Annotated in this window: 18 protein-coding genes; 9 read left to right on the top strand and 9 right to left on the bottom strand. The window is 73.9% G+C overall.

Annotated elements, in window-relative coordinates:
• The first annotated feature begins 109 nt into the window (after positions 1–109).
• A complete protein-coding gene (locus EDF18_RS11790) occupies positions 110–316 on the top strand; it encodes a DUF1508 domain-containing protein (RefSeq protein WP_123547974.1) in 207 nt (68 codons plus the stop codon).
• A gap of 116 nt (positions 317–432) precedes the next feature.
• On the opposite strand, the gene EDF18_RS11785 is transcribed toward EDF18_RS11790, so the two are convergent.
• Positions 433–1,311 carry a sulfurtransferase gene (locus EDF18_RS11785; protein WP_123547973.1) on the bottom strand — a complete coding sequence of 293 codons (879 nt, stop codon included), beginning with the start codon at positions 1,309–1,311 and terminating at the stop codon, positions 433–435.
• 34 nt (positions 1,312–1,345) lie between these two features.
• Between EDF18_RS11785 and EDF18_RS11780 the strand changes: the two genes are divergently transcribed.
• Entirely contained in the window at positions 1,346–1,999 is a 654-nt protein-coding gene (locus EDF18_RS11780; RefSeq protein WP_123547972.1) for a DUF4166 domain-containing protein, read from the top strand.
• The gene (locus EDF18_RS11775; protein ID WP_123547971.1) at positions 1,996–2,961 is read left to right on the top strand and encodes an epimerase; all 966 of its coding nucleotides are present in this window, start codon (positions 1,996–1,998) and stop codon (positions 2,959–2,961) included. Before EDF18_RS11780 ends, EDF18_RS11775 begins: the two co-directional genes overlap by 4 nt.
• Before the next feature lie 106 nt (positions 2,962–3,067).
• Here the strand turns inward: EDF18_RS11775 and EDF18_RS11770 are convergent, their stop codons facing one another.
• Positions 3,068–3,322, bottom strand: a complete 255-nt coding sequence (locus EDF18_RS11770) for a glutaredoxin domain-containing protein (RefSeq protein WP_123547970.1) — start codon at positions 3,320–3,322, stop codon at positions 3,068–3,070.
• An 87-nt stretch (positions 3,323–3,409) separates the two neighbouring features.
• Positions 3,410–3,949, bottom strand: a complete 540-nt coding sequence (locus tag EDF18_RS11765) for a 2-oxo-4-hydroxy-4-carboxy-5-ureidoimidazoline decarboxylase (RefSeq protein ID WP_123547969.1) — start codon at positions 3,947–3,949, stop codon at positions 3,410–3,412.
• A 100-nt stretch (positions 3,950–4,049) separates the two neighbouring features.
• On the opposite strand from EDF18_RS11765, the gene EDF18_RS11760 reads away from it, so the two are divergent.
• Both EDF18_RS11760 and EDF18_RS11755 read left to right on the top strand, forming a co-directional pair.
• Positions 4,050–4,952: a carbon-nitrogen hydrolase family protein gene (locus EDF18_RS11760; RefSeq protein WP_123547968.1), complete on the top strand. Its 903-nt coding sequence runs from the start codon at positions 4,050–4,052 to the stop codon at positions 4,950–4,952.
• A gap of 47 nt (positions 4,953–4,999) precedes the next feature.
• Positions 5,000–6,304, top strand: a complete 1,305-nt coding sequence (locus EDF18_RS11755) for an amidohydrolase (protein WP_123547967.1) — start codon at positions 5,000–5,002, stop codon at positions 6,302–6,304.
• 64 nt (positions 6,305–6,368) lie between these two features.
• On the opposite strand, the gene EDF18_RS11750 is transcribed toward EDF18_RS11755, so the two are convergent.
• The 4 genes from EDF18_RS11750 to EDF18_RS11735 form a co-directional block, all read right to left on the bottom strand.
• Positions 6,369–7,469: a BMP family protein gene (locus tag EDF18_RS11750; protein WP_347876497.1), complete on the bottom strand. Its 1,101-nt coding sequence runs from the start codon at positions 7,467–7,469 to the stop codon at positions 6,369–6,371.
• A gap of 132 nt (positions 7,470–7,601) precedes the next feature.
• Entirely contained in the window at positions 7,602–8,321 is a 720-nt protein-coding gene (locus EDF18_RS11745) for a response regulator transcription factor (protein ID WP_166644785.1), read from the bottom strand.
• A complete protein-coding gene (locus tag EDF18_RS11740; protein ID WP_123547965.1) occupies positions 8,318–9,688 on the bottom strand; it encodes a histidine kinase in 1,371 nt (456 codons plus the stop codon). Before EDF18_RS11740 ends, EDF18_RS11745 begins: the two co-directional genes overlap by 4 nt.
• Before the next feature lie 191 nt (positions 9,689–9,879).
• Entirely contained in the window at positions 9,880–12,555 is a 2,676-nt protein-coding gene (locus EDF18_RS11735; RefSeq protein ID WP_123547964.1) for a phosphoenolpyruvate carboxylase, read from the bottom strand.
• 84 nt (positions 12,556–12,639) lie between these two features.
• Here EDF18_RS11735 and EDF18_RS11730 point away from each other — a divergent pair, with 84 nt between their 5' ends.
• Positions 12,640–13,227 (top strand): GrpB family protein, encoded by a 588-nt coding sequence (locus tag EDF18_RS11730; protein WP_123547963.1) that lies wholly within the window; start codon positions 12,640–12,642, stop codon positions 13,225–13,227.
• Positions 13,228–13,258: 31 nt separating this feature from the next.
• Positions 13,259–13,612 carry a DUF2200 domain-containing protein gene (locus EDF18_RS11725; RefSeq protein ID WP_123547962.1) on the top strand — a complete coding sequence of 118 codons (354 nt, stop codon included), beginning with the start codon at positions 13,259–13,261 and terminating at the stop codon, positions 13,610–13,612.
• Positions 13,613–13,630: 18 nt separating this feature from the next.
• On the opposite strand, the gene EDF18_RS16485 is transcribed toward EDF18_RS11725, so the two are convergent.
• The gene (locus EDF18_RS16485) at positions 13,631–13,783 is read right to left on the bottom strand and encodes a hypothetical protein (RefSeq protein ID WP_199732426.1); all 153 of its coding nucleotides are present in this window, start codon (positions 13,781–13,783) and stop codon (positions 13,631–13,633) included.
• 65 nt (positions 13,784–13,848) lie between these two features.
• Here EDF18_RS16485 and EDF18_RS11720 point away from each other — a divergent pair, with 65 nt between their 5' ends.
• Together EDF18_RS11720 and EDF18_RS11715 are read left to right on the top strand one after the other, a co-directional pair.
• A complete protein-coding gene (locus EDF18_RS11720) occupies positions 13,849–14,448 on the top strand; it encodes an NAD(P)H-dependent oxidoreductase (RefSeq protein ID WP_123547961.1) in 600 nt (199 codons plus the stop codon).
• A gap of 166 nt (positions 14,449–14,614) precedes the next feature.
• Positions 14,615–15,109: an Hsp20/alpha crystallin family protein gene (locus EDF18_RS11715; protein ID WP_233569109.1), complete on the top strand. Its 495-nt coding sequence runs from the start codon at positions 14,615–14,617 to the stop codon at positions 15,107–15,109.
• Between the two features lie 220 nt (positions 15,110–15,329).
• Here EDF18_RS11715 and EDF18_RS11710 read toward each other — a convergent pair whose 3' ends face one another.
• Positions 15,330–16,808, bottom strand: coding sequence for a cation:dicarboxylate symporter family transporter (locus tag EDF18_RS11710; RefSeq protein ID WP_123547959.1), 1,479 nt, complete (start codon positions 16,806–16,808; stop codon positions 15,330–15,332).
• Positions 16,809–16,880 lie beyond the last annotated feature (72 nt).

The following is a 16,880-nucleotide window of genomic DNA, read 5'->3' as shown; positions in this document are numbered from 1 at the left end:
GTCGCGCGGCGTCATGTCGCGGCCCCGTGACACGGACGAAACACGCGCTGCCTATGCTGACGCGACGCGGAGCGCGCAGACGCCGCTCCCCGGACGCGAGGAGGACGCCATGGCCGGCAAGTTCATCGTCACGCAGGGCGAGTCGGGCGAGTACCGCTTCGTGCTCACCGCCGCGAACGGCGAGGTGATCGCGACCTCGGAGGGGTACCGGCAGAAGGGGTCCGCGCTCAACGGGATCGACTCCGTGCGCCGGACCGCGGTCGACGCGATCGTCGACGACCGCACCCTGGAGCCCTCGCCGACGCACGCCGACTGACCCGCGCCTCCTGCCCCCGTCTTCGTTCAGGAAGACGAGTCCTGAGCTGCGCGGCGGGGGGAGTGCGCGTCCTGAGTCGTGCACGAGTCAGGAGGACACCCGGGCGAGTTCGTGAGTCAGCCGGGCTCGGCGCCCGTCGCGACGAGGCGGCCGGGGTCGGACGACCACGCGCTCCACGACCCCGGGAACAGCACGGGGTCGTAGCCGACGACCGTGAGCGCGACGGCGGCGTGCGCGGCGGTGACGCCCGAGCCGCAGTAGACCGCGACGGGCTCGCCCGGCCGGACGCCCGCCTCCTCGTACCTCGCCCGCAGCGCGTCCGCATCGAGGAACAGGCCCGAGGCGTCGAGGTTGCCCGCGGTCGGGACGCTCACGGCGCCCGGCACGTGACCGGCCCGCGGGTCGACGGGCTCGACCTCGCCGCGGTAGCGCTCTCCGGCGCGGCTGTCCACGAGGGTGCCGTGCGCCGGGAACGCGGCGGCCTCCTCCGCGTCGATCGTCGGCAGCCGACCCGAGCCGAGGACGACGTCTCCGGGCTCCGGACGCACGTCCCCGGTCTCGACCGGCAGGCCGGCCGCGGTCCACGCTCCGAGCCCGCCGTCGAGCAGCCGCACGTCGGCGAGGCCGGCAGCCCGCAGCAACCACCACGCCCGCGCCGCGGACTGGCCGCCCAGGTCGTCGTAGACCACGACCGGCTCGCCCTCGCGCAGCCCCCAGCTGCGGGCGGACCGCTGCAGGTCGTCGGGCGCGGGCAGGGGGTGACGCCCCTCCGTCGCCGCCAGGCCGTGCCCGGCGAGCTCGGAGCCGAGGTCGACGTAGACGGCCCCCGGCAGGTGGCCCTCGCGGTGCGCCGGCCGGCCGTCGGGACGGTCCAGCCGCCAGCGCACGTCGAGGAGGCGCGGCGGCCGATCGCCCCGGAGCGACCGCTCCAGCTCGGCGACGGAGACGAGGGGGTGCGGCGCGGAGGTGCGGTCGGCGGTGTCGGCGGTGTCCATGCCGCGAGGGTAGCCCCGGGCCTAGGCTCGGGTCGTGCCCGACGCTCCCGCCCCGCAGTCTCCGTGGGAGGCCGCCGCGGGCGAGGCGCTCTCGGGGCTGCACCCGCGCCTCCTGCCGTACTTCCGGGCGATCCCGGCCGGTTCCGTCGGACGCGGCCAGGGCGTCTTCGCCCGGGCGGGCACACCTCGGCGCTGGCTCTGGCCCGTGCTGTGGGTGCTCGGCCGGCAGGGAGTGCTCTTCGCCGCCTGGCAGCACGACGTGCCCTTCACCGTGACCAACCGACCGGACGTCGACGACTCGGGTGCTCCCGTGGTCCGGGCGGTCCGCACGTTCCGCTTCGCGTCGGGCGAGTGCCACATGGTCGACGCCGTCACCGCGACGTCGACCGGGCTCGTCGACCACCTGGGGCACCGGAGGCGCTGGTCGGCCGACCTCGTCGCGCACGCCCGCGACGGGGCCCTGTCGATGACGTCGGGCACGATGCGCCTGCGCGTCGGCCGGCGTTCCGTCGCGGTGCCCGCCGCCGTGTCGCCCCGGGTGTCGCTGCGCGAGGAGTTCGACGAGGCCGTCGGTCGACAACGGGTCTCGGTGACCCTCGACGCGCCGCTCGTCGGCCGGATCTACGAGTACACGGGCCACTTCGACTACTCGGTCGAGCCCGACGACACAGGGGGAACAGCATCGTGACCGACCACATCGTCATCGCCGGCGCGTCCGGCTTCATCGGCCAGCACCTCGCCGCCGCCTGGCGCGCCCGCGGCGCCCGCGTCAGCGAGATCGGCCGCTCCGGCCCCGACGCCCGCTGGGGCGACACGGCCGCGATCACCCGCCTGCTCGACGGTGCCGACCTGCTCGTCAACCTCGCGGGCAAGAGCGTGAACTGCCGCTACGGCCCGGCGAACCGCGCCGAGATCATGCGGTCCCGGGTCGAGACGACCCGGGAGCTGAGGGAGGCGGTGCTCGCCTGCGCCGCGCCTCCTCGGCTCTGGCTGAACTCGTCGACCGCGACGATCTACCGGCACGCCGAGGACCGCCCGATGACGGAGTCGACGGGCGAGCTCGGGCGGGGCTTCTCCGTCGACGTCGCCACGAGCTGGGAGCGCGAGTTCTTCGAGGGCGAGCTGCCCGGCACGCGCCGTGTCGCCCTGCGGATGGCGATCGTGCTCGGCGACGGCAGCGCCCTGGTGCCGCTGATGGGCCTCGCCCGGGTCGGCCTCGGCGGGCCGCAGCTCGACGGGCCCTGGCCGGCGACGAAGGCGCGGCTCGCGGCCGGCACCCACCACCATCAGGGCGCCGGAGGCGGTCGCCAGAAGTTCAGCTGGATCCACGTCGACGACGTGCTCGGCTCGATCGACTGGCTGCGCGAGCACGACGACGTCGACGGGGTCGTGAACCTGTCCTCGCCGAACCCGAGCGACGACCGGACGATGATGGGGATCGTGCGCCGTGCGGTGGGCATGCCGATCGGGCTCCCCGCGACGCGATGGATGCTCGAGCTCGGCACCGCCGTGCTGCGGACCGAGACCGAGCTCGTGCTCAAGAGCCGCTGGGTCGTGCCCGAGCGACTGGTCGAGGGCGGCTACGAGTTCGTGCACCCGCACCTCGACGAGACCGTGAAGCAGATCGTCGCGGAGCGTCGCCGCCGCTGAGGGCCAGCCGGGTCGGGCCGGGGCTTCCTAGCGGAGAAGGGACGTCAGAACCGCGGGCCCACGGCTCTTTCGTCCCTTTCGGTCCGAACCTCCGCTGGCGCCGACGTCAGTCGAGCGGGAGCTTCGCGGAGAGCTCGGCGTCGGACGGCTCCACGAGGTGGCTGCCGTCGGGGAACACGACCACGGGGATCTGCGTACGGCCGCTGATCGCGAACGCGCGGTCGGCCCCGTCGTCGACCGACTCGAGGTCGACGTAGTCGTAGGCCACGCCCTCGCGGTCGAGCAGGGCCTTCGAGCGGCGGCAGTCACGGCACCACTCGGCGCCGAACATGAGGATGCGGTCGGGGGCTGCGTCGGACATGCGCCCATCGTACGCTCGGCCCCCTCGGGGCCCGTCCGAGTCGCTCCTCACCGTGCGCGCGTCCACCGCCCGGGTCAGGCGAGCAGGTCAGGCGAGCGGCCGCGCCGGCGACGCGGTCTCGGCGCCACGCCCCGTCTCGGCCGTGCGGGACGCGAAGACCTGGCGGAGGCGGACGACGGCGATCTCGACCAGCTGGGCCCCCACCTCCTGCTTCTCGGCCTCGTCGTCGAGCTTGAGCCGACGGTCGAGCTCCTCGACGACCTCGTCGCGGCTGCGGCCGGCCGTGCGGATGACGAAGGCGCGGCCGAAGCGCTCCTCGTACACCGCGCCTCCCTCGGCCAGGGCCTTGACGAGCTGCGGGTCGTCGGTCTCGTGGGAGGCGCGCTCCTCGCGACGCCCGTACTCGTCGGCGCCCGCGTCGCCGGTCGCGGGCTCGGCGACGAGGTCGTGGTGCTCGAGCGCCTGGTCGACCTCGTCGGACGTGAGCGACCCGGCGCGGCGTGCGACGGCGATCAGGGCGTCGACGTCGTCGAACGGCGCCTGACCGGCCACCTCGTCGACCCAGCGAGGCACGGACAGGGCGGTGGCCAGCCGCTCGCGCAGCTCGCCTTCGGGGAGGTCGATCATGCCGTGAACTGTATCCGGCGGAGGCCCGCGCGGCCCCGCGCGGCTGGTGCGGGGCAGGGCCCGGCCCCGGCGCGGCGGCGCGCGTGGCTAGGTTGGGCGCATGCGCATCGCCCTCGCCCAGATCTGGAGCACCCGTGATCCGGCCCGCAACCTCCGTGAGGTCGAGCGGGCAGCCGAGGAGGCGGCAGCCGAGGGAGCCGAGCTGGTCGTGTTCCCCGAGGCGGCCATGACCGCGTTCGGCTCCGACCTCGCCGCGTCGGCCGAGCCGCTCGACGGCCCCTGGGCCTCGGCCGTGCTCGGCCTCGCCGGGCGGCTCGGCGTCACGATCGTCGTCGGCACGTTCACGCCGGGGCAGGAGGGCACGGTGAGGAACACCCTCCTCGTGGCCGGCCCGGGCGGCGAGCTGGCCGCGAGCTACGACAAGGTGCACCTCTTCGACGCGTTCGGCCACGCGGAGTCCGACTCGGTGGAGGGCGGCGACGAGGCCGTCACCGTGGCCGTCGGGAGCGGCGACGGGGGCGACGACGACGCCGGCCGTGGTGCCGTCGTGGGCCTGGCCACCTGCTACGACGTGCGGTTCCCCGCGCTGTTCCTCGCGAACGCCGCGTCGGGCGCCGAGGTCAGCGTCGTCGCCGCGTCGTGGGGCGACGGCCCCGGCAAGGTCGACCAGTGGCAGCTGCTGACCCGTGCGCGCGCCGCCGACAGCACGACCTTCGTCGTGGCCGTCGGGCAGGCCGACCCCGCGGCGGTCGCGGCGGCGGCCAGGGTCTCCGGCGACGCCGAGACCGAGCGCGACGCGACGGCCGCGGCGGCGAGCGCGTCGCCGACCGGCGTCGGGCACAGCCTCGTCGCCTCGCCGTTCGGGGCCGTGGTCGCCGAGCTCGGCGCCGAGCCGGGGCTCCTCGTCGTCGACCTCGACCTGGACGAGGTGGCGGCGGCGCGGCGCACCCTGCCCGTGCTGGCGAACCAGCGCTTCGCGGTCGCGGACCGTCCGCGGGGCTGACGCCGCACCTCCTCGGGGGTGTCGGCGGGCGGGCCTACGGTGGGTCCATGTCTCGTTCGCAGCAGCCCCCGTCCGTCGTCGTCGCGATCACGGGCGGCCGCGTGGTGCCCGTCGTGGGCGAGCCGATCGAGGGCGGCACGGTGCTGATCCGCGACGGCGTGGTCGAGGTGGTGGGCGCCGACTCCGACGTCGAGGTGCCCGTGGGCGCCCGGGTCGTCGACGCCACGGGCCGCTGGGTGCTGCCCGGCTTCGTCGAGGCGCACGGCCACGTCGGCATCAGCGAGGAGGCGAACGGGCCCGTCGGCAACGACACCAACGAGATGACCGACCCGAACACCGCCGGGGTGCGGGCGATCGACGCGATCGACATCGACGACGAGGGCTTCCGCGACGCGCTCTCGGGCGGCGTCACGAGCGTCGTCGTCAAGCCCGGCAGCGGCAACGTGATCGGCGGCCGCACGGTCGCGATCAAGACCTGGGGCAGCCGCACGATCGACGAGCAGGTGATCAAGGAGGCCGTGAGCGTCAAGTCCGCGCTCGGCGAGAACCCGAAGCGGGTCTACGGCAGCCGCGACGTGCTGCCCTCCACGCGGCTCGGCGTCGCGTACGTGCTGCGGCAGGCGTTCGAGGACGCCCGCTTCTACGCGGCGTCACGCGCCGCGGCGGCGGTGGGGGGCGAGCCGTTCCGACGCGACCTGCGGCTCGAGACGCTCGCCGACGTGCTCGACGGCACCCTCGTCTGGGACCAGCACGTGCACCGGCACGACGACATCGCGACGGCGATCAGGCTGTCGGAGGAGTTCGGCTACCGCCTCGTCGTCAACCACGGCACCGAGGGCCACAAGCTGGCCGACGTGCTGGCCGAGAAGGGCGTCCCGGTGATCTTCGGGCCGATGCTCACCTCGCGCACCAAGGTCGAGCTGCGCGACCGGGCGATCTCGAACCTCGCCGCCCTGGCCCGCGCCGGAGTGACGGTCGCCATCACCACCGACCACCCGGTGGTGCCCATCAACTTCCTGGTGCACCAGGCGTCGTTCGCCGTGAAGGAGGGGCTCGACCCCGTCGTCGCTCTCGAGGCGCTGACGATCAACCCGGCACGCATGCTCGGGCTCGACGACCGCGTCGGGGCGCTGACGCCCGGGCTCGACGGCGACGTCGTCATCTGGTCGGGCGACCCGCTCGACGTGATGAGCCGTGCGGAGCACGTGCTGATCGGCGGAGTCACCGTGTACGAGTGGGACGCGGCGGCCGGGCGCGGCCGCACCGTCGAGCGGGCGGAGCGGTTCGTCGCTGCAGCGGCAGCCGCCGGACGTGGTGGTCGCACCCGCGGACGGCGCGCCAGCCGGCCGTAGGCCACGGCGGGCGCCCGGCGGCTGGGTGAGGCTACGGCGTCCGGCGTCCGGCGTCCGCCCGCGCCTACGGGGCGTCGGGCGAGTCGACCGTGACCGTCCCCGCGACGATCTCGTCGCGCAGGGCGTCGATCTCGGCGGCGAGGTCGGCGGGCACGCTCGACTCGAGGTCGTGGAACGGCGCGAGGCCGACGCCCTCGTTCTCGAGGGTGCCGACGTACGGCTCGTTCGTGAAGCTGTCGTCGGTCGTCGACACGGCGATCTCCCGCACGGCCTGCTCGGTGTCCTTGAGCACGGAGGTCAGCAGGATCGGGCGGTACGCCTCGGGCAGCGTGTCGTAGCCGTCGTTGTCGACCCAGATGACGCTGACTCCCCCGGCGTCGAGCGCGGCGGAGGCGGCGCCCTCGCCGACCTGGCCGGCGACGGGCATGATCACGTCGGCACCCTGGTCGATCAGCGCCTGGGCGACCTGCTTGCCCTTGTTGACGTCCTCGAAGTCGCCGGTGAACGAGCCGTCGCGGGCGACCGGGTCCCAGCCGATCAGGCGCACGGAGGCGCCGTGCGCGGCGTTGTAGGCCTCGACGCCCTGCGCGAAGCCGTCCATGAAGAGGGTCACGGGCGGCTGGTTGCCGCCGCCGAAGGTGCCCACCGCGCCGGTCTTCGAGACCCCGGCCGCGAGGTAGCCGGCGAGGTACGACGCCTGCGCCGTGTCGAACAGGATCGGCTTGACGTTGTCGCCCTCGACGGTCTCGTCGACGATGGCGAAGTCGACGTCGGGGTTCGCCGCGGCCTGCTCCTGGGTGGCGGCGGCCAGCTCGTAGCCGACGGTCAGGACGAAGCCGCAGCCGGACTCGACGGCCTGGGTCACGTTCGGCGCCAGGTCGGTCTCGGAGGTCGAGACGAGCACCTGGGCGGCGACGCCGTCGGCCTCGGCAGCCTGCAGCCCGGCCCAGCTCGACTGGTTGAACGAGCGGTCCTCGAGGCCGCCGGAGTTGGTCACCATCCGGGCGCAGTGCGTCGAGGCCGTCGCGGCGCCCCCGTCGCCCGACGGTGCCGACGCACACCCGGACAGCAGGACCAGCCCGGCCAGGCCGGCGACGGCGCCGAGGAGGCGCGGACGGGCGGGGCGGGACGCGACGCGGACGGGCACGACAGCACGGACAGACACGACGGATGACCTCCTGGACGGCGAGCGGACGCTGCTCTGCCGATGATCATGGCATCTCGCCCGGGCCGGCACCGGGTCGTGGCCGTGCGGGGGCACAGGCGGTGTCGAATCGTGACCTGGGGAGGAGCGGCGTCAGTCCTCGGGGAGCCCCGCCGCCCGCGCCAGCAGCGCGAGCTGCACCCGGCCGTCGACGCCGAGCTTGTCGTAGGCGTGGCCGAGGTGGGTCTTCACCGTCGCGACGCTGACGTACAGCTCGGCTCCGATCTGCGCGTTCGACCGGCCGCGCACGACCCCGCGCACGACGTCGGCCTCGCGGGCGGTGAGCGAGGCGAGACGGGACCGGGCCTCGTCGGCCGCGGCCGCCGCCTCCTCGGCGCTGCCGTCGACGGCCTGCACGGGGACGGACGCCGTCGCGGCTCCGATCACGCGGTCGAGCACGCTCGGCGACAGGGTCGACCGGCCCTGCGCCGCCGCGAGGACCGCCGCCACCAGCTCGGCCGGCGGCGTGTCCTTGAGCAGGAAGCCACGGGCGCCCAGGCGCAGCGCCCCGAGCACCATGTCGTCCGCGTCGAAGGTCGTGAGCACGAGGACGGCGAGGTCGGGTCGACGCGCGAGCTCGCGCTCGGTCGCGGCGAGCCCGTCACGGCGCGGCATGCGGATGTCCATCAGGACGACGTCGGGGACGGTCTCGGCGATGACGTGCTCGGCCTCGACGCCGTCGCCGGCCTCGCCCACCACCTCGACGGACGGCTCGCCGCCGAGGATGAGGCGGAGTCCGGTCCGGACGAGCCTCTCGTCGTCGACGAGGACGACACGCACGGGGGCGCGGACCGGGGCGGAGGTGCGGGTCACCGGGTCCACGGCAGCCTCGCCTCCACGACGTGGCGACCCGCGGACGAGTCGAGGGTCAGGGTGCCGCCGGCGAGACGGGCTCGCTCTGCCAGCCCGTCGAGGCCGTGGCCGCCGCGCAGGACACGCGCACCAGTGGCTGCGGCTGCACCTGCACCTGCACCTGCACCTGCACCTGCACGCAGGGAGCCTGCCGCCGACAGGGCCGGCGACGGCGCCCCGGGACTCGACGGATACGCGGGGACGGCCCCCCTGGGCGCAGCCCCGAGGGCGTTCTCCACCCGGACGACGAGCTGGTCCCCGGGACGCCCGTCGAGCGTCACCGTCACCGGCTGCCCGGGGGCGTGCCGGCGGGCGTTCGTCAGGCACTCCTGCACGATGCGGAACGCGTGCCGGCTCGTCGTCGTGGGAGGCGCCTCCTCGGACGGGCCGTCCGCCGCGGCGGGGTCGCCGCGGCCGCCGGTCAGGGTCTCGGGGAGCGACGACTCGAGCTGGACGACCATGCCCGCGGACCGTGCCTCGTCGAGCAGCTCGTCCAGCCCGGCCAGGGTCGGCTGGGGCGGGGCGGCCACCGTGCCGCCGTCGGGACCGGGCTCGCGGAGCACCCCGAGCACGTCCCGCAGCTCGGTCAGCGCCGTCCGCGCGTTCTCCCGGATGACGCCCGCGGTGGCCCGCGTCTCGGCCGGGTCGAGGTCGTCGCGGTACTCGAGGGCCCCGGCGTGCAGGGCGACGAGCGAGAGCCGGTGGGCGAGCACGTCGTGCATCTCGCGGGCGATCCGGGTGCGCTCGTGGTCGCGGGCCTGGGCCAGGCGGAGGTGCTCCTCCTCCTCGACGAGGCGGGCACGCTCGCGCAGGCTGCGCAGCAGCTCACGACGACCGCCGATGTAGAGACCGACGACGACGATCAGTGCCGTGACGACGACGACCGCGAGGAGGGTCTGCCAGAGCGGGAGGACCGGCTCGGAACGGAACCACAGCACCTCGCCGAGCACGCTCGCGACGACGAAGGCCAGTGCCACGGGGATGATCTCGGCCGCACGCCGACGGGTCGCGAGCGACACGAGCATGAGCGACGCGGCGCACGACGCGAACGGCGAGATGCCCGCGAGCACGACCGCCACCAGGGTGAGGACGAACGGGGCGCGGTGCCGCAGCGGCAGCATCACGAGCACGGTGAGCCCGACGAGCACGTCGAGGAACACGAAGAGGCCGAAGAGCGGCTCGGCGTCGCGGGCACCGGCCGGGTCGCCGAACCAGACCGCGAGGGACACGACCAGGCCGAAGACGAGAGCGACGAGGAGCCGCCACGTCTCGCCCCAGGCGCGGGCCCAGCCACGGGGTCTGCCGTCGGTCACGGTCTCGGTGCTCATGCTCCGAGGGTACGGAGGGGCCGCCTCCTCGGGGATCGACCGAAGGTCGGAGGTGGCCCCGGCGGCACGAGACCGGGCGCGTCAGCCTGCAGGAAGTCCGTCGATCGCGTTCCTGCATCGTGCACGACTCAGGAACATCGGTCCCCCGCCGCGAGACGCAGGACCGATGTTCCTGAATGAGGGAGGAGAGGTCAGCCCGTGTTCTGCAGGCCGGCCGCGATGCCGTTGACGGTGAGCAGCAGGAGGCGGTGGTCGGCGTCCGCCGGGTCCTTCTCGACCGAGCGGCGGATGCCCCGCAGCGCCCGCAGCTGCAGCAGCGACAGCGCGTCGACGTAGGGGCTCCGGAGGCGCACCGAACGGCTGAGCACCGGTCGCCCCTCGAGCACGTCGCTCGACCCGCTCGTCGCGAGCACCCACTCGCGGGTCAGCGCCATCTCGGCCAGCACCCGGTCGGCGAGGTCGTCGCGCTCGGCCAGGCCGAGGTAGCGGCGGGCGATGTGGTCGTCGGTCTTCGCCAGCGACAGCTCGACGTTCTTGATCATCGTGCGGAACAGCGGCCAGGCCTCGTAGGCCTCGCGCAGCACCTGCACGTGGCCGACCGCGGCGAGCGCCGAGCCGAGGCCGTACCAGCCGGCGAGGTTGATGCGGGCCTGGGTCCACGCGAAGACCCACGGGATCGCCCGAAGATCCTCGAGCGACTCGACCGAGAGGCCGCGCCGCGCGGGACGCGAGCCGAGCGCGAGCAGGCCTACCTCCTCCATCGGGGTGACCGTGGCGAACCAGGTCGCGAACCCGTCGGCCTTGACCAGGCCGAAGAAGGCGTCGCGCGAGGCCGCGTCCATGGCCGCGGCCAGCGGGGCGAAGCGCTCGGCGGAGGCGGCGTTCGCGGCGGCCGTGGACGGCGTCGACGCGTGCAGGGTCGCGGCGGCCATCTGCTCGATGTGGCGGGCAGCGATCACCTTGTTGCCGTAGTTCGCGAGGATGACCTCGCCCTGCTCGGTGATCTTGAACCGGCCCTCGACCGACCCGGGCGGCTGGGCTCGGACGGCCTCGTGGGCCGGTCCGCCGCCGCGGCCCATCGAGCCGCCGCGGCCGTGGAACAGGGTCAGCTCGATGTCGTTGCTCCGTGCCCACTCGGCGATGCGCGCCTGCGCGTCGTAGAGCGCGAAGGTGGCGCTGACGGGGCCGACGTCCTTCGACGAGTCGGAGTAGCCGAGCATCACCTCGAGCTTTCGGCCGGTCGCGGCGAGACGACGCTGCACCGCGTCGGTCTGCAGGGCCTCGTCGAGGATGCGCGTCGACGCCTCGAGGTCGGCGAACGTCTCGAACAGCGGGATGACGTCGAGCACGGGCGCCGCCTCGGCCGAGCCGAGGGCGAGCTCGGCCAGCTCGACGACGTTCGCGAGGTCGGCCGACGACTGGGTGAACGACACGATGTACCGGGAGGCGGCACGACGCCCGAAACGCTGCTGCAGCGAGGCGACGGTGCGGAACACGTCGAGCACCTCGACGGTCTGCGCGCTCAGCTCGCCGCCGGCGCGCGCCTCCTCCAGGGCGGTGCGGTGCACCTGCGAGTGCTGGCGCACCTCGAGCTCCGCGAGGTGGAAGCCGAAGGTCTCGACCTGCCAGACGAGGTTCTGCAGCTCGCCGTTGGCCGCGCGGTGGGCGCCGGCCGCACGGAGCGACGCCTGGACGGTGCGGAGGTCGGCGAGCAGGTCGTCGGGCCCGGCGTAGGCGAGGCCCTCGACGCCGCGGCGCGTGGCGTCGATCCGCTCGGCGACGAACAGGAGCACTCGGCGGTGGGTCTCGTTGGGCGAGCGGATGCCGATGCGCGAGGCCGTGTCGGGGTCGAGCGCGCGCTGCTGCTCGGCGAGCTCGCGGACGCCGGCGTCGGCCGGGGTGTCGGCCTCGTCGAGGGTCAGGGTGCCGCCGATGCGGCCGGCCGCGCGGTGCAGGCCGAGCAGCACGTGCTCGGACGCGATCTCGGCGGCGGCGCGGGTGACCTCGGCGGTGACGTGCGAGTTGCCGTCGCGGTCGCCGCCGATCCAGCTGCTGAAGCGCATGAAGGCGGGGGCCGCCACCGGCTGACGGCCGGCCGCGTCGCCGTTGAGGCGGTCGTCGAGCACGCGGTAGACGTGCGGCACGACCTCGAAGAGCGTCTGGTCGAAGACGTTCATCGCGGTGCGGACCTCGTCGAGCGGGGTCGGGCGCGTGGTGCGGAGCGGCGAGGTGCGCCACAGCACGTCGATCTCCTCGAGGAGGCGGCGCTCGGTCTCGAGCAGGTCGGCCGTGCTCTGCGCGGCGTCGCGCTCGTCGAGCAGGTCGCTGATGCGGCGGATGGTGCTCGCGACCGCACGGCGGCGGGCCTCGGTGGGGTGCGCGGTGAAGACGGGCTGGAACCGCAGCGCCTGCAGACGTGCCGACGCCTCCTCGGCCCCCAGCTCGTCGACGAGCCGCTCGACCGCGGCGGGCAGCGAGTCGGCGCGCTCGCGGCGTCGGCGCAGCACGCGCACCCGGTGGTGCTCCTCGGCGAGGTTGGAGAGGTGGAAGTACACGGTGAAGGCCCGGGCGACCTGCTCGGCGCGCTCCTGGTCGAGCTCGGCGACGATCTCGCCGGCGCGGTCGACCGGCTCGGCGGAGTCCGTCTTGCCGGCGTGGCCCGCGGTCGCGTCCTCGTAGGCAGAGATGACGGCGGCGCGCAGGCGCTCGACGTCGGCCAGGAGGTCGGGGCCGCCGGCCTCGGTGAGCACGCGCCCGAGCAGGCTGCCCAGGAAGCTCACGTCGGCGCGCAGGTCGGTGTCGACCGCCCCCCGGACGTCGTCTCGGCTGGCTCCGTCGGGTCGCTTCGCGGTGTCGGTGTCGGTCACGGGACCATCATGGACGAACTCGGGGGCAGATGACGCCGTGTGCCGAGAAGACAGCGCGAGGCGGACGGCTGCGAGGATGGCCGGGTGACCGACGAGCCCCGCCCCCGCACCCGTACCCGTCGCCGCCCCGACGTGACCGAGCTCGACCTGGTCGGCGGCCCCGAGGCGATCGCCGTCACGCTGCACGACCCCGACCCGCGGTGGCCCGAGCTCTACCGCGAGCACGAGCGGCGCATCGTCGCGGCCCTCGCGACGACCGGCACGCAGGCCGACGTGGAGCACATCGGCTCGACCTCCGTGCCCGGCCTGGCCGCGAAGCCGATCGTCGACCTCGTCGTCGCGGTCGACGACGTCACCGCCGAGGAGGACTGGCTCGACCCCCTGCTCGCCGCCGGCTACGTGCTGCGCGTGCGGGAGCCGGGGCACCGGCTGGTCCGCACCCCGGAGCGGGACGTGCACGTGCACGTGTACGACCGCGGGGCTCCTGCGGTGGCCGAGTACCTCCTCCTTCGCGACCACCTGCGCCGTGACGACGACGACCGTGCGCTCTACGAACGGACGAAGCGCGCCCTGCTCGCCCGCAGCTGGGACGACATGAACGACTACGCCGACGCGAAGACCGAGGTCATCTCGGCGATCAAGGGCCGGGCGAGGGAGGCGCGCGAGGGCTGACGGGGACGACTCCCGCAGCTACGCTGCCGCCATGGACCGCAACGGCCGCATCTACGACACCGCGTTCGCCGACGTCTACCCGCTCTACGTGGCGAAGGCCGAACGCAAGGGGCACACGCGCGCCGAGGTCGACACGGTGATCACGTGGCTGACCGGCTACGACGACGCGCGGCTCGCCGATCACCTGGCGGCACGGACGTCGTTCCGTGACTTCTTCGCGGCGGCCGAGCTGAACCCGCGGGCGTCGCTCGTGACCGGCGTGATCTGCGGCGTCCGCATCGAGGAGCTCGACGACGAGCTGATGCAGCAGATCCGGCGGCTCGACAAGCTCGTCGACGAGGTCGCGCGCGGCCGCGCCATGTCGAAGGTGCTGCGCGAGGGCTGACGTCGCCGGCGGCGCTCCCTAGCCGAGGCCGCCCGTCGTGAGCCGGCGCAGCGCCGCCCACTGCAGCAGCATGATCGTCTTGCCGTCGACGATGCGGCCGTCGTCGACCATGGCCAGCGCCTCGGCGAAGGGCAGCTCGAGCACCTCGATCTCCTCGCCCTCGTCGGCCACTCTGGCGGGTCAGCAGGACTCCCGGAAGCGGCGGACGGCCAGCCCGAGCCGGTTGACTGGACGGCATGAAGACGCTCATCGTCACCGCCCACCCTGACCCCGAGTCGCTCACCGCAGGCATAGCCGAGCTGGTGCGGGCGGCGCTGGAGCCCGGCGAGGTCGAGATCGCCGATCTCGCCGCCGAGGGCTTCGACCCGCGGTTCGGCGCCGCCGACAGGCACAGTTACCGGGTGGGGGGCGAGTTCCCCGCCGACGTCGCAGCCGAGCACCGCCGTCTCGACGCCGCCGACCACCTCGTGCTCGTCCTCCCCGTCTGGTGGTGGTCGATGCCGGCCCTGCTCAAGGGCTGGATCGACCGGGTGTTCGTGAACGGCTGGGCGTTCGACGTGGGCGGGCCGGAGGGGGAGGGCGGGATGCGACGCAACCTCGGCAGGCTCACGGTCCACCTCCTCCTCGTGGCCGGGGACGACGCCGGGAGCTACGAGAAGCACGGCTACGAGCAGGCGCTCGAGACGCAGGTCGGCCACGGGATCGTCGACTACGTGGGCGCCCGACGCGGCGCCACGGCGTGGGTGCACGACTCCGAGCGCGACGACGACGCGGGTCGGCGGAAGGCCGTCGAGGAGGCGGTGGCCCAGGTCGCTGCGGCTGTCCGGGGCGCCTGAGGCACCCCCGGTCGTTCCTCCGAGCGAACTCCGAGCCTGATCTGAGCGATCTCCGAGCTATGAGCCGTGACGCCGTCCTACCATCGAGTCACCGAGTTGAGCCACACCGACTCAACTCTCCACGAGACAGTGAATCCGTCACGGAAGGGGACTCTTCATCATGGCAATGACCTTCGATCCTTTCACCGAGCTCGACCGCCTCGCCGGCAGCCTGCTCGCGACGCGGCAGGGCCCGCGGCAGATGCCCGTCGACCTGTACCGCGACGGCGACCGCTACGTGCTCTCCGCCGACATGCCGGGCGTCGACCCGGGCAGCGTCGACGTCGACGTGGACGGCCAGGTGCTCACCGTCAAGGCCCAGCGGACGGCCGACGCCCGCACCGGCGCGCAGTGGCTGGCGAAGGAGCGCCCGCACGGCTCGTACCTCCGTCAGTTCAGCCTCGGCGAGGGAGTCGACGCGAGCGGCATCTCGGCCCACTACGACGCCGGCGTCCTCTCGATCGTCATCCCGGTGACGCAGAAGGCCGCCCCGCGCCGGATCGAGGTGACGACCAGCCCGGCCACGGCCGTCGAGACGGGCTCCGGGTCCGGCGCCGGCACGACGCAGGCCGGGTCCGAGTCGACTCGCGCCGATGCCGATGCGGCGTCGACGAGTGCGTAGGAGGCGCGGGTGAGCACGTTCGCGCTGCAGGCGCTCGCCGAGACCGTCGGTGAGCACCGGGCCTACTGGGACCCGACGGCGGACGACGACGACTGACCCGTCTCGCGCCTCGACCTCGAGCACCCCGTAGTGGACCGTGCACCCCGTCGTTCCGGGGTGCATCGTCCACTACGGGGTGCTTCGCGCTGGCGGCGACGGCGACGGCGCGCGCCGCCGCAGGTCAGCGCCGCGGGACCCGCTCGTCGCCGCCGACGATCGTCCGCACGGTGTCGGTCGAGATGCGGTCGTCGCGCGCCGGTCCCGTGGTCTCGGCCGCCGCCTCCTCGGCACCGGCCCCCGTGGCGGCCGCGTGTGCCGCGTCGCCGTGGCCGTCGGCGCTCATCGTCGACTCGTCGAAGGGCGACCGGCCGCCGAGCACGCGCTCGACCTGGTCCGTGTCGACCTCGCGGGTCCAGGTGCCGACGAGCAGCGTCGCGACCGCGTTGCCGGTGAAGTTCGTCAGGGCGCGGGCCTCCGACATGAAGCGGTCGATGCCGACGATCACGCCGACGCCGTCGACCAGGTCGGGCCGGTGCGCCTGCAGCCCTCCGGCGAGGGTGGCGATGCCGGCGCCGGTGACGCCTGCGGCGCCCTTCGAGGCGATCATCATGAAGAGCAGCAGCGAGAGCTGCTCCCCCACGCTCAGCGGCGTGCCCATCGCGTTGGCGATGAACAGCGACGCCATCGTCAGGTAGATCGCGGTGCCGTCGAGGTTGAACGAGTAGCCGGTGGGCACCGTGATGCCGACGACGGGCTTCGAGACGCCGAGGTGCTCCATCTTCGCGATCAGGCGGGGCAGGGCCACCTCGCTCGACGAGGTCGACACGATCAGCAGGTACTCGCGGCCGAGGTAGCGCATCACCCGGAAGATGTTGATGCCCGTGACGAGCTTCAGCACCGTGCCGAGCACGCCCGCGACGAACACGATGCAGGTGACGTAGAACGCGACCATCAGGGTCGCCAAGGCGACGATCGCCGCGACGCCGGTCTCTCCGACGACGGCCGCGATGGCGCCGAACGCGCCGATCGGGGCGACCCACATGATCATCGCGAGGATGCGGAACACCAGCACCTGCAGGTTGCGGACCCCCTCGAGGATCGTCGCGCCGCGCGCGCCCATCCGCTGCAGCGCGAAGCCGACGAGCAGGGCGACGAAGAGCGTCTGCAGGATCGAGCCGCTGGTCAGCGACGACACGAGGGTCTCGGGGATGATGCCGAGCAGGAAGCCGGCGGTGCCGCCCGCCTCCTCGCTCGCGGGGGCCTCGTAGCCGGTGCTGCCGACCATCAGGCCCTCGCCGGGGTGGATCAGGTTGCCGACGACGAGGCCGATCGCCAGGGCGAAGGTCGACATCGCGATGAAGTAGCCGAGCGCGAGTCCGCCGACCTTGCCGACCGTCGCCGCCTTCGCGATCGAGCCGACGCCGAGCACGATCGTGCAGAAGATCACCGGCGCGATCATCATCGAGATCAGCGAGACGAACGCGGTGCCGATCGGCTTCAGCTGCACCGCGACGTCGGGCGCCGTCAGGCCGACGAGGATGCCGGCCCCTACCGCGACGATCACGGCGATGTAGAGCCAGTGCGACTTCTCGATCCGCCGGAGGCGCGAGAGGGGCGAACGGTGGATCGTGTCGTCTCGGGGGGAGGGCGTCGTTGCCATCGGTGGTCCTCGTGCTCGTGACCGGGACGACGTCGTCGCCGGTCGGCGGGTGGATCGGGCCAGCATGACCTC

The organism is Frigoribacterium sp. PhB107 (genome assembly GCF_003751515.1).
Classification (GTDB): domain Bacteria; phylum Actinomycetota; class Actinomycetes; order Actinomycetales; family Microbacteriaceae; genus Frigoribacterium.
The sequence above is the reverse complement of the archived record's forward strand: the minus strand, read 5'-3'. Positions and strand labels throughout refer to the sequence as shown.

What these genes read in the sequence shown, in the direction of transcription:
- EDF18_RS11790 (WP_123547974.1), top strand. Translation starts at nt 110, where the DNA reads ATGGCCGGCAAGTTCATCGTCACGCAGGGCGAGTCGGGCGAGTACCGC.
- EDF18_RS11785 (WP_123547973.1), bottom strand. Translation starts at nt 1,311, where the DNA reads ATGGACACCGCCGACACCGCCGACCGCACCTCCGCGCCGCACCCCCTC.
- EDF18_RS11770 (WP_123547970.1), bottom strand. Translation starts at nt 3,322, where the DNA reads ATGTCCGACGCAGCCCCCGACCGCATCCTCATGTTCGGCGCCGAGTGG.
- EDF18_RS11765 (WP_123547969.1), bottom strand. Translation starts at nt 3,949, where the DNA reads ATGATCGACCTCCCCGAAGGCGAGCTGCGCGAGCGGCTGGCCACCGCC.
- EDF18_RS11760 (WP_123547968.1), top strand. Translation starts at nt 4,050, where the DNA reads ATGCGCATCGCCCTCGCCCAGATCTGGAGCACCCGTGATCCGGCCCGC.
- EDF18_RS11755 (WP_123547967.1), top strand. Translation starts at nt 5,000, where the DNA reads ATGTCTCGTTCGCAGCAGCCCCCGTCCGTCGTCGTCGCGATCACGGGC.
- EDF18_RS11740 (WP_123547965.1), bottom strand. Translation starts at nt 9,688, where the DNA reads ATGAGCACCGAGACCGTGACCGACGGCAGACCCCGTGGCTGGGCCCGC.
- EDF18_RS11725 (WP_123547962.1), top strand. Translation starts at nt 13,259, where the DNA reads ATGGACCGCAACGGCCGCATCTACGACACCGCGTTCGCCGACGTCTAC.
- EDF18_RS11720 (WP_123547961.1), top strand. Translation starts at nt 13,849, where the DNA reads ATGAAGACGCTCATCGTCACCGCCCACCCTGACCCCGAGTCGCTCACC.
- EDF18_RS11715 (WP_233569109.1), top strand. Translation starts at nt 14,615, where the DNA reads ATGACCTTCGATCCTTTCACCGAGCTCGACCGCCTCGCCGGCAGCCTG.
- EDF18_RS11710 (WP_123547959.1), bottom strand. Translation starts at nt 16,808, where the DNA reads ATGGCAACGACGCCCTCCCCCCGAGACGACACGATCCACCGTTCGCCC.